Origin of the sequence: Flavobacterium azizsancarii, from assembly GCF_027980145.1 — a bacterium.
Lineage (GTDB): Bacteria > Bacteroidota > Bacteroidia > Flavobacteriales > Flavobacteriaceae > Flavobacterium > Flavobacterium azizsancarii.
The window spans coordinates 23,735-35,781 of record NZ_JAMZNK010000002.1; the positions used below are offsets into that span (position 1 = coordinate 23,735).

10 protein-coding genes are annotated in these 12,047 nt (G+C 36.1%); 5 read left to right on the forward strand and 5 right to left on the reverse strand.

Going from position 1 to position 12,047, the window contains the following annotated elements:
• Window positions 1-2: 2 nt before the first annotated feature.
• From NJT12_RS01380 to NJT12_RS01395, 4 genes are read right to left on the reverse strand one after another with little or no spacing between them, the layout of a single operon-like run.
• Window positions 3-1,229, reverse strand: a complete 1,227-nt coding sequence (locus NJT12_RS01380) for an extracellular solute-binding protein (RefSeq protein ID WP_271334137.1) — start codon at window positions 1,227-1,229, stop codon at window positions 3-5.
• Complete coding sequence (locus tag NJT12_RS01385; RefSeq protein WP_271334138.1) at window positions 1,229-2,368, reverse strand: CaiB/BaiF CoA transferase family protein; 1,140 nt, start codon at window positions 2,366-2,368, stop codon at window positions 1,229-1,231. The genes NJT12_RS01380 and NJT12_RS01385 overlap by 1 nt, the downstream gene beginning before the upstream one ends.
• On the reverse strand, window positions 2,365-3,513 hold the full coding sequence (locus tag NJT12_RS01390; protein ID WP_271334139.1) for a CaiB/BaiF CoA transferase family protein: 1,149 nt from the start codon (window positions 3,511-3,513) through the stop codon (window positions 2,365-2,367). The genes NJT12_RS01385 and NJT12_RS01390 overlap by 4 nt, the downstream gene beginning before the upstream one ends.
• Complete coding sequence (locus NJT12_RS01395; protein ID WP_271334140.1) at window positions 3,510-4,658, reverse strand: ABC transporter substrate-binding protein; 1,149 nt, start codon at window positions 4,656-4,658, stop codon at window positions 3,510-3,512. Before NJT12_RS01395 ends, NJT12_RS01390 begins: the two co-directional genes overlap by 4 nt.
• A 328-nt stretch (window positions 4,659-4,986) precedes the next feature.
• Here NJT12_RS01395 and NJT12_RS01400 point away from each other — a divergent pair, with 328 nt between their 5' ends.
• From NJT12_RS01400 to NJT12_RS01420, 5 genes are all read left to right on the forward strand, one after another.
• The gene (locus NJT12_RS01400; protein ID WP_271334141.1) at window positions 4,987-5,751 is read left to right on the forward strand and encodes an SDR family NAD(P)-dependent oxidoreductase; all 765 of its coding nucleotides are present in this window, start codon (window positions 4,987-4,989) and stop codon (window positions 5,749-5,751) included.
• 196 nt (window positions 5,752-5,947) lie between these two features.
• Complete coding sequence (locus NJT12_RS01405) at window positions 5,948-6,802, forward strand: fumarylacetoacetate hydrolase family protein (protein ID WP_271334142.1); 855 nt, start codon at window positions 5,948-5,950, stop codon at window positions 6,800-6,802.
• Between the two features lie 19 nt (window positions 6,803-6,821).
• Complete coding sequence (locus tag NJT12_RS01410) at window positions 6,822-7,835, forward strand: zinc-binding alcohol dehydrogenase family protein (RefSeq protein WP_271334143.1); 1,014 nt, start codon at window positions 6,822-6,824, stop codon at window positions 7,833-7,835.
• A gap of 203 nt (window positions 7,836-8,038) precedes the next feature.
• On the forward strand, window positions 8,039-8,836 hold the full coding sequence (locus NJT12_RS01415; protein ID WP_271334144.1) for an SDR family oxidoreductase: 798 nt from the start codon (window positions 8,039-8,041) through the stop codon (window positions 8,834-8,836).
• Window positions 8,837-8,842: 6 nt separating this feature from the next.
• Window positions 8,843-9,673 carry an amidohydrolase family protein gene (locus NJT12_RS01420; RefSeq protein ID WP_271334145.1) on the forward strand — a complete coding sequence of 277 codons (831 nt, stop codon included), beginning with the start codon at window positions 8,843-8,845 and terminating at the stop codon, window positions 9,671-9,673.
• Between the two features lie 490 nt (window positions 9,674-10,163).
• Here NJT12_RS01420 and NJT12_RS01425 read toward each other — a convergent pair whose 3' ends face one another.
• The gene (locus NJT12_RS01425) at window positions 10,164-11,852 is read right to left on the reverse strand and encodes a glycoside hydrolase family 28 protein (protein WP_271334146.1); all 1,689 of its coding nucleotides are present in this window, start codon (window positions 11,850-11,852) and stop codon (window positions 10,164-10,166) included.
• Window positions 11,853-12,047 lie beyond the last annotated feature (195 nt).

Below are 12,047 nucleotides of genomic sequence, written 5' to 3' on the forward strand. Positions count from 1 at the left end.
ATTCAATGCGTTAATTTTTCAATCATATGCTGAGTTTCTTCTAATAGTTTTTCTGAGGAAATATCACTTTCAATCGCTTTCAAAACCATTTGATCTATTAACCCGGTTACTTTAGGCCAAATAGGGGTTTGAGGTAAAGTCAAAGCATTTTCATGTAACATCTCAAGCTTATGATAAAACGGAATGATATTGTTGATTTCAGGGTCATTCCATGTTGATTTTCTACAGCCAATTCCGCCTTCTATAGTCAATAGTTTATCACTTTCCGGTGAAGTAGCAAATCTCAAAAAGTCGTAAGCCAGTTTTTGATGTTTACTTCCGGAACCAATGGTATACAACCAATACACATTCAAAGAAGCCGTTTTATGGTTAAGGTCAGAAGGTAATTCCGTAATATCAACTTTGCCTTTTACTTTCGATTCATCGATCACTTCACACATCGAAGCAAATCCAAACCAGTTGATGGCCATTGCGGCTTGCCCTTCGGCGAAAGCCATTCCTGCTTCAACCGAGCCAAATTCTTTCGACTTGGGATGAACGGCATTTTTATTGTTTACAATTTTTCGATAAAAATCTAAAGCTTCAATTGCCACCGGATTATTGATGTTAATTTGATTTTGATCGTTTAATAAAGATTCGCCACGAGTCCACAACTGCAGGCAGAAATCAAAAACCATATTGTGACCGTCTGGATAATTGGCAAAAATACAGCCGTACAGATTTTGTTCGGGACGGTTAAAAAACGTGGCTATTTCTACAAATTGTTGCCATGTTTTGGGTGGATTTAATTCATAACCCAATTGCTTTTTGAAGTTTTCTTTCTCAATATTATTTTCGAATAGATCTTTTCTAAAAATCAAACATTCAGGACCGTCATGAAATGGTAAACCGTAAATTCCGTTATTAACTTGCTGTAAATTCAATAAAGATTGCGACCAGCCTTCAGGATAATCCTGAGGTGGGTTGTGATTGATAGAGGAAGTTAAATCCAGAACCGCTTTTTCATTGGCAGCATCAAAAATCCAATCAGTATTCAGGTGCGCAATATCCCATTTTCCGTTTTTCAGACCTTGATTTGTAATGGTTTCTTCATAAATATCATGCAATTCCAGTGGAATCATTTCAGCTTCAATCTGAACATTATTTTTGATGCAAAACAAATCCCATAGTTTTTGCAGCGTACTTTCGAAAGGATCAAATTTGCGGACAGCGATTCTTATTTTCTCCATTATATTGCTATAAATTCTTTAATAATTTGTTCGTTATCCTGTCCTAATTTTGGAGAACCTTTGCCTGAAACTAAATACTCTCCGTCAATTTTAATAGGACATCTTGTCGTTTCATACGAATAACCGTCGAGCATTGTTACTTTTTGCGTAAAGTCTAAAACCTTAAATCCTTCTTCTGCAAAAAGCTCCTGATAATTTAAAACTCCGGCACACCAAATATCTGCTGGTTCTAAAATATTCAACCAAAAATTAGTATCCTGAGTTTGTAAATGTGTTGCGAGAATATTTTTTATTTCATCTCTTAAAGTGAATTTATTTTCAGGAAATGCCAAAAGCGCATCGCATTTTAAAAGTGAAGCGAGAACCGGAATAGATCCCATTGCCAATGCCAGAAAGCCATTATTGGTTTTGTAAATTCCATAAGGTGCGCCTAAATAAGCGTGAGCATTATTCGTTTTAGTTCGAACAGGTAATTCACCGCCATCATTAAAATAAGTAGTAATCGTTTCAAACTGAAAATCAAAAGCCGATTCTAACATGCTGACCTGAACCGAAGCGCCAATAGTATGAGTTGCTTTTCTATACAAAGCCGCCAAAATTCCCTGAGCCAAATGTGCACCTGCCAACATATCGACAATCGATAAACCCATTGGTACGGGACCATCATCCTGATTGCCGCTTAGCCACGTTAAAGCCGTTAAGGATTGTAATAGCAAATCCTGTCCTGGTAAATCTTTTAAATCCGGATGATCGCCAAAACCTGAAATTGAGGCATAAATTACATTCGGATTTATCGCTTTAACATCGTCATAACTTAAACCAATGCGTTCCATAACTCCGGGTCTGAAATTATGCATCACGACATCGGCTTTAGCCAATAGTTTTTTTAATTTTTCAAGTTCCTCAGGTTCTTTGAAATCAATGGTAAACGACTCTTTGTTCCTGTTAATGGTATGAAAAACAGAAGATTCACCGTTCATGATCAAGTCTGATGTGTATAAGGTTCTGCAAATATCGCCTGTTCCCGGTTTTTCAATTTTTATCACGCGTGCACCCAGATCAGCCAACCGCAAACTTGCAGAAGGACCAGATAGAAACTGGCTAAAATCTACTATTAAATAATCTTCTAATGGTTTCATGCGTTGTGTAAAAATTGTTCGTGTATTTTTAAATTGTCTTCTCCAACTTTTGGAGCTGCTTTTGAGCTTACTAAAATTTTTCCGTCAAGCTGAATTGGACTTCTTGTTGTGACCATAGTTTCTCCATCTGAATTTTTTACGGTTTGTTTCAATTTCAATTCCTTTACAAAAGGCTGACTGTCGAGTTCTTCATAATTGAATACTTTTCCGCACCAGATTCCTTCTTTTTGAAGTACTTTCAGCCAATAATCAGCTGTTTGAGTGGCTAATTTTTCACTTAATAAAGTTCTGATTTCATCCCTATGTGTAAACCAATGTGGTTTGTCTGCGTACTTATTTAAGTCTAATCCTAACGCATTTCCAATAAAAAGCAAATCGCCCATGGCCAAAGAAAGAAAACCGTCCTGAGTTTGATAGACACCATAAGGAGCACTGAGAAATGCATGTGCACTTCCTTTGATATCGCCTCTTTCCGGTAATTGTCCGCCATCATTCATGAAAGAAGTAATGGCTTCAAACTGTACATCCAAAACCGATTCTAACAAACTTACTTCGACCAAAACCCCTTTTCCGGTTTTGGCTCTTTTAAGTAATGCTGCCAAAATTCCCTGTACAAAATGATTACCGCACATCAAATCTGCTACAGCCAAACCAAACGGAACAGGTTCCTGACTTTTTCGACCGCTTAACCAACTCAATCCGGATAAGGATTGCAATAATAAATCTTGTCCCGGTTTTTTTGCCCACGGACCAATATTCCCATAACCCGTTATAGTTCCGTAAATTATTTTTGGGTTGATTGCTAATGTTTCAGTAAAGTCCAATCCAATTTTCTCCATCACGCCAGGTCTGAAATTATGTGTCATAATATCAGCCTGGGCGATCAGTTTTTTGATTAAAGTTAAATCTTCAGGGTTTTTAAGATCTGCTGCAAAAGATTCTTTATTTCGGTTAATGGTATGAAATAACAAACTGCTATCATCAACAAAAAGATCTTTGATACTTAATTGTCTGCAAGCTTCGCCTTTTACAGGACGTTCGATTTTGATGACTCTTGCACCTAAATCGGCCAATTTTAATCCCGCTGAAGGCCCTGCCAAAAACTGGCAGAATTCCAATACAACTAATCCTTCAAGTGGTCTCATGTTGTTTGCAGGTTTAAAGATTTTGTATAAAGCGAATTCATGACTTCTAAAACCAATTCTTCATCTCCGCCATTCATCAGATAATCACGAACGACATCGCCTGCATGATCTTGAAAATACATATGTCCGGAATATCTTGGGCGTAAAAAAGCACGTTCTAAAGCAGGTAAAGTATTCTTGAAATAATCATGCGTTACAGCATTAATTCGGTCACTTTTCCAGGCTTGTAAATGTCCCGGTTGTCCGCCATTATCAGCAAATATGTTTTGTTGAACGTACGACGATCCGGTAAATTCAGCATAGGCAATTGCTTCCGGAATATGTTTGCTAAAAGAAGAAACGGCTAAACCGGTTCCGCCCAGCGAACTAATCATCGGGTTATTATTCAAACGAACCAAATCATAAAAATGAAGTAAATTTTTGCTGTAACCCGTTCTCGAATAATTCGAATATCCGTAAGCAAAAGGGCAGTACGCAATCTCATCAGAATTGACCATAGCTTCGTAAACCTGAATTGGATTTCTGTTAAAATTCGCCGGATCGATTAATTGTGCTAATTCACGAAACATCTGCAAAGCCTTTTTTCCTATTTCTACTGAGATTACTTTTTCATCAGACTGAAACGGAGCTTCACCCAAACTACAGCAATACATATAAAAACTCATTAAAACATCAACCGGAATTCCTGCGAAAGCGACCAATCCTTTTTTTGCCAAAGCCAATACATCATCATAAGTCTGTGGTACTTTTAGACCTTGTTTTTCAAGAATATCCAGACGGGCAGCTGCAACCGGAGTCGCTGCATCAATAGGTAAAGCCCATAATTTATGGCCAAAAACATAACTTCCGTAAGAACGTCCGACGGTATTAAGTTCCTGATCTTTTATATAGTCAGCAGAAAGGTGATCGGAGAGAGGTAGGATAGCGTTTGTGTGCGCTCCAAAACCTGTCCAGGGATGATCGATAACCAATAAGTCGAATCTTTTTGCCAAATCTTCAATCGAAGCATCAGCAAATTCTTGTAGACTTCTTTTCTTCCACGTAATTTCAATATTCGGATGTAGTTCTGTAAAACGTTGTGCTGTAGCAACCATTGGTAATAAACCTCTCGTGTGATTCCAGGTTATCCCTTTTAGTATCGTCATTTTGTTATAATTTAATGGTGATGATTTTGATTGAAGAATAATAAATGTAAAAAATACAATTACAAAAATAGAAATAAGATTGAATTGCGCAATGAATGATGCATTTATTAACAGTCGTTTTTTGCAGTATGTGAATCTGTTGCCTTATTTTTTTACAAATCAGATAAAAAATGTTATAATATCTTAGACTATGATCATTTTTTGAGGAATTAAAGAAAATATTTATCAGAATATTGAGATTAAAAATTACATTTGTAATTGTGTTTTTTACATTTATTAATTTTAGAACACTATATCGATATAAATAAGGACTTAATACGAATAAAACATGTTTTCATTACAAAATAAAAAAGCTGTAGTAACAGGAGGAGGTAGCGGAATTGGCAGAGCCATAGCAACCCTTTTTGCTAAACAAGGAGCAGAAGTACATATCATAGATCTCACGATCGAAAGTGCTCAGGAAGCAGTTGATGACATCAGGAATTTAGGTGGTAATATTTTTTCGCATGCTTGTAATGTGGCGAGTCAAAAAGAAGTTCTGGCAACATTTGAAGCCATTGGCAATATTCATATTCTGATCAATAATGCCGGAATTGCTCATGTTGGTAAAGTTGACACAACATCAGAAGCTGATTTTGATCGTGTGATGGAGGTCAATGTAAAAGGAGTTTACAATTGTTTGTTCGCAGCTATTCCACAATTCAGGCTTTCAAAAGGCGGAGTTATTATCAATATGGCATCAATTGCCGCGTGGGTGGGTATTCCGGATCGATTTGCTTATTCTACCGCTAAAGGCGCTGTTATGGCCATGACTTTATCTGTTGCAAAAGATTATATCAAAGATAATATTCGTTGCAATTCTATTTCGCCTGCAAGGGTTCATACGCCATTTGTAGATGGTTTTATCTCGAAAAACTACGCTGGAAAAGAAGCCGAAATGTTCGAAAAATTATCGCAATCACAGCCTATTGGACGTATGGGAAAACCGGACGAAATTGCCGCTTTGGCTTTGTATTTATGCAGTGACGAAGCAGGATTTATAACAGGAAGCGATTACCCAATCGACGGAGGATTTATTAAATTAAATAACTAGGTAAGGTGCTAAGGTTCTGAGATGCTAAGTTGCTAAGGTTTTTATTTTTAGTAGATTAGTTCATAAATAACCAGACAGCAAGTTAACAACTTTAAAATAAATAATTAACAAAGCAGCTAGATGCTAAGTCTCTAAGACTCTAAAAAAACTCAGAAACTTAACGACTTTGTGCCTTAGCGGCTAAAAAAAAAAAAATATGAAATTAATACGTTTTGGAGAAATCGGAAAAGAAAAACCTGGAGTTTTAATTGGTGAAAAAAGATATGATGTTTCGTCGATTGTTTCAGACTTTAACGAAAGTTTTTTTGAAGAAAACGGTTTAGAAAAATTACAAAAAGCATTAGACAGCAATCCAACTTTACCAGAAGTGGATGCGAATGTACGTTTAGGATCTCCGGTGGCAAGACCATCAAAAATAATATGTATTGGTTTAAATTATGTAGATCACTGCGTAGAAACCGGCGCACCAATTCCAACAGAACCTATCATCTTTTTTAAATCAACCACTTCTTTATGCGGTCCTGATGATGATGTTATTATTCCTAAAAATAGTGTAAAAACAGATTGGGAAGTAGAGTTAGCATTTGTTGTAGGTAAAAAAGCAAGTTATGTCGAAGAAGCTGATGCTCTTGACTATGTTGCCGGATATGCTGTGTTGAATGATTATAGCGAAAGAGAATTTCAGATTGAGCGTGGCGGACAATGGGCTAAAGGAAAAGGCTGTGATACATTTGCGCCTCTTGGACCCTTTTTGGCAACAAAAGACGAAGTAAAAGATGTCGATAATTTGTCGATGTGGCTGAGCGTAAACGGTAAAAAGTTTCAGGATAGTAACACGTTAAATCTGGTTTTCAAAATCCCTTATTTATTACATTATTTAAGCCAGTTTATGACCTTGCTTCCCGGCGATATCATCAGTACAGGAACGCCTCCGGGAGTTGGATTAGGAATTAAACCGGATCCTGTTTACCTTAAACCGGGTGATGTTGTCGAGCTTGGAATCGAAGGATTGGGAAGTAGTAAACAAACTGCTGTGGCATACAAAAAGTAATCTAAAAACAAAATTGAAGATGAAATTTATTGTATGTGAGAAACCACAGGAATTCAAATTAAAAGAGAAAGAAATACCCGAACCAAAAGAAGGCGAAGTATTATTAAAAATAAAAAGAATAGGGATTTGCGGAACTGATATTCATGCTTTTGGCGGAACCCAGCCTTATTTTGAATATCCAAGAATTTTAGGTCATGAACTGGCTGCAGAATACATTAAAGGAAATGCCAAAGGTTTTGAACCAGGTGATAAAGTTACTTTTATCCCATATTTCAATTGTGGGAAATGTGTGGCTTGCAGAAATGGCTTAACCAATTGTTGTGTCAACATTAAAGTATTTGGAGTACATATTGATGGCGGAATGGCCGAATATGTGACAATTCCGGAGCAGTATTTATTGCACGGTCAGGGATTAGATTACGATCAGTTGGCTTTGGTTGAACCCTTGGCAATTGCGGCACACGGAGTTCGAAGAGCGGCCGTAGGACACAATGATACTGTTTTGGTAATGGGCGCGGGACCAATTGGAATTGGATTGATTCAGTTTGCTAAAATTGCAGGAGCAAAAGTGATCGTAATGGATATCAACGAATACCGATTGGGTTTTTGTAAAAATGAACTAAATGCCGATGCAACGATAAATCCGTTAAACGAAAATGTTACTGCAAAACTGGCCGAAATTACCAATGGCGATATGGCCAATGTGGTTATTGATGCCACAGGAAACAGGAATGTCATGAATGATGCTTTCAATTACATTTCGCATGGTGGAAGATTTGTTTTGGTTGGACTTCAAAAAGGCGAATTAACGTTCAGTCATCCTGATTTTCATAAAAGAGAATCGACTTTGATGAGCAGCAGAAATGCAACGATTCAGGATTTTGAATATGTAATGGAATGTCTTAAAAATGGCAAAATAGATCCTAAAAAGTACATTACTCATAGAACCAGTTTTAGTGATATGATTGAAAATTTTGGACAATTAATTGACACGAAAAATAATGTCATTAAAGCATTAATAGAAATAGATTAATTCTTTACGGATATTATTTAAACACATAGAGATATAGATTTTAAAATTATTAGTTAAGATATTTTTTAGAAAATCGAGCTTTTTTCACCTGGCGAAATCTATGAGATTTATTTGAAGGAAACGACTTTTCTAGACTATGAAAGCTATGTTTCTATGTGTTTTAAAATTTATAACTACTGATAAACCTCAAATAACCGCAAAAAATGGATTTAAATTTAAAAGGTAAAATTGTTGTCGTGTCCGGTTCGGCGGGCAAAGAAGGAAGTATAGGAGAAACGATTATCAAGAGATTGGCAGATGAAGGTGCAATTCCGGTACTTGTTGATAGAAATGACAGAGGTTTTGGTTATGCCGAAGAACTTCAAAAAAGAAATATAGATTCATTATTCGTCAAAACAGATGTTACCGATCCTGTTGAAATGGAAAATGCTGTTAAAAAAATCGTTGCAAAATACGGTAGAATTGATGTTGTTATCAATAACGTGGGCGTGAATGACGGAGCTGGTTTAGATTCGAGTTATGATGATTTCATGAATTCGTTGAAACTGAATGTGGTGAGTTATTTTTTATTGACAAAATATGCGCTTCCATACCTAAAAGAATCGAGAGGAAATATCTTAAATATTGGTTCAAAAGTAGCTTTAACAGGACAGGGCGGAACTTCTGGTTACGCTGCTGCCAAAGGTGGAGTTTTAGGATTAACCAGAGAATGGGCAGTCGATTTGATCGAATTTGGAATTCGTTCGAATGCCATTATTATAGCAGAAAGTTTTACGCCGGCTTATGATGATTGGTTGAAAACACTTCCGGATGGCGAAACTGTTTTGAATAAAATCAACAAAAGTATTCCGTTTGAAAGCCGAATGACCAAGACAGAAGAAATTGCAGATACAGCACTTTTTATCATTTCAGATCGTTCGTCGCATACTACAGGACAATTTGTTTTTGTTGATGGTGGCTACGTTCATTTAGATCGTGCACTAATTAGCGATGTAAATTAGTATAAGATGGGAAACCGAATTGATTCACATCAGCATTTTTGGAAATTTGATCCCGTAAGAGACAGCTGGATTGACGATTCGATGCAAAAGATCCAAAGAGATTTTTTGCCTGAAGATCTTTTGCCTTTATTGCAACAAAATCAATTTTCAGGTTGCGTAGCCGTTCATGCCAGTCAGTCTGAAGAGGAAACTGAGTTTCTTTTAGATTTAGCTTCAAAAAATGATTTTATAAAAGGAATCGTGGGTTGGGTTGATTTAAGAGCTTCAAATATCGAAGAACGACTAAATTATTTTTCTTCTTTTAAAAACATAAAAGGATTTCGTCATGTTGTTCAGGGCGAAGCCGATGATTTTATGTTTAGAGAAGATTTTCGTAACGGAATTTCAGCTTTAAAAATGTTCAATTATACCTACGATATTTTAATTTTTCATCGTCAATTATCCGCTGCAATAAATTTGGTAAAACATTTTCCCGATCAGCCTTTTGTAATCGATCATATCGCAAAACCGGATATAAAATCAGGTGATATTGCATCATGGAAGAAAGGAATTGAGGAAATTGTAAAATACGAAAATGTAAGCTGTAAAATCTCAGGAATGGTCACAGAAGCTCATTGGAACTCCTGGAAACCATCTGATCTAAAACCGTATCTAGATGTTATTTTCGAAAATTTCACTGCCAATAAATTAATGTTCGGATCAGATTGGCCAGTTTTGAATGTCGCCTCCGATTATTCTGAAGTAGTACAAACCTTAGAAGATTATATGTCACAACTTTCTACAGAAGATCAGAATAAGATTTGGTTTGAGAATGCGAGTTCTTTTTATAAGTTATAAATAACCGCACAATATTTCATCCTGATTTTACACAAAGAAACGCGACAGGTTTTTAAAACCTGTCAGGTTTGATGTTGTATATCATAATCTTGTCACCTCTGCGAAAGAGAAATCTCCGCAGGAAACTCCACAAAGGATTATAAAATACGTTGTCGATTCACGAGCGTGATCCTTCGTTCCTCAGGATGACAAGATTGCGAATAAAATAGCAGTAAATGACCATAAAGTTTGTCATTTCGAAGAATGAGAAATCACACAAGAAATTCCGCAAAGATCTAGATCGATTGTCGAGGTACGTACGAAGATTTTTATTTCGAAATCAAAAAGAAATTCAATAAAAAAGCAGGCTTTCCATCGGAAAGCCTGCTTTTTTATTACTCTATACTCTATACTCTATACTCTATACTCTATACTCTATACTCTATACTCTATACTCTATACTCTATACTCTATACTCTATACTCTATACTCTATACTCTATACTCTATAATTAAAACTTCACAGCCCCTTTAGGAACAGTCTCCCCAATAGTAGTTTTCTTTGCAAAATTAAAATTAGTTGATGAAGTAAATTCAATATTCTGAGAAGCTTCTCCATTAATGGAAATTGCTTTTGCTGATGTCGAATTGAATTCCACATTTTTCAAAGACAAATTTTTAGCATTGTAAATTTCGAAAATAGTACTGTCTGCGATATCCAGCTTTGCATTAGTGATTTTGATTCCGTTAGCATCAATAATCGAAAAACCTTTTTCTGCCGTAGCGATTAAGTTCGAGATTTCGATATTCTCTAAATTCATTTCAGGCAAACCTTGTAAAAATACTGCTTGCTGAGCACCTTTAATCGTTACATTTTTGATCGAAATGTTTTTAAATTGTGGCGTTTCAACATTCACAGGCATTGCTTTATTGATGATTTTATCTCCACCTTCTTCTAATGTTTCTGCTATTGATTTTCCTCCGTAATAAAGGTTGAAAGAAATCGCCTGAGAAGGAATATCAGTCATAAAAATATCTGAGATATAAATGTTTTCAACCACACCGCCACGTCCGCGGTTACTTTTAAAACGTAATCCAACATCAGTTCCCATAAAAGTGCAGTTTGAAACATGCATGTTTTTTACACCACCGGACATTTCGCTTCCTACGGTTACACCTCCGTGTCCGTGATATACGATATTGTTTTTTATGATGATATTCTCGCAAGGAACACCACGATCACGTCCATCTTTATCTTTTCCTGATTTAATACAAATCGCATCGTCACCCACATCAAAACTAGAATTTTCGATGATCACATTTTTGCACGATTCTACATCAAGGCCATCTCCATTTTGAGAATACCAAGGATTACGAACCGTTATATTGCGCACAATCAAATCTTCAACCATTAAAGGGTGAATGTTCCATGCTGGAGAATTCTGAAACACAGGTCCGTCAAATAAAACTCTTTTACTGTTTTGAATACTTACCAGTACCGGACGCAAAAAGTCATGAATTTTTTCAAAATCCTCTTTCGTTTTTAAGTCAGGACGTACATTTTGATCCGCACCTTTAGAAGCATTCATAAAAACTTCTGAAGGATACCAGCTCGTTTTGTCTTTATTAAGAACGCCGCCTGAAGCAACAAATTTTTTCCATTGCCCCTCAGTTAATTTACTCTTTTTAACCTGTCTCCAAACTTCACCTGAACCATCCCAGACACCATTGCCGGTAAAAGCAATGTTTTCAAGGTTTTTGCCATAAATAGGAGAGATGCAACGCCATGTATTAAGCCCTTCAAAACTCGTTTCGATAATGGGATACAAACTCTTATCAGGAGAAAATTTGATCAGTGCTCCGGTTTCAGCGTGCAATTCGAGATTGCTTTTTAAAATAATAGGGCCAGTAAGCCAGATTCCCGGAGGGATAATTACCTTTCCACCGCCTTTTTTTGAAACCGCGTCTATAGCATCTGCGAAAGCCTTTGTGTTTAAAACATACCCGCCATTTACAGCGCCAAAGTCTTTTATGTTTACACTGTTTTTTGGAATTACAGGTTCTTTGACCTTTGCCATTTTAAACTCAATGTTCTTGTAAGTGTCGTAAGATTGCGAATTCTGGGAGACAATGTTCTGCGAACAACTTGCAATCATAATTGCCAAAGCAATACGTAAAAAGTTAATTGGGTTAGTTTTCATTGATAATGTATTATGGTTAAAATTTAAATCTGAGTCGAAAGCGTTTATTTGCTAAATCTGTTTAATGACCTTTGTTTTTTTATTGATATAGAAAAAATGGAATACTATTAATCATAAAACTTAAATGTAATCGATTACACAAATCTATAAAAAATTATTCTAAATATTCTCTTTAATCGAAAGATTGCCACAAAA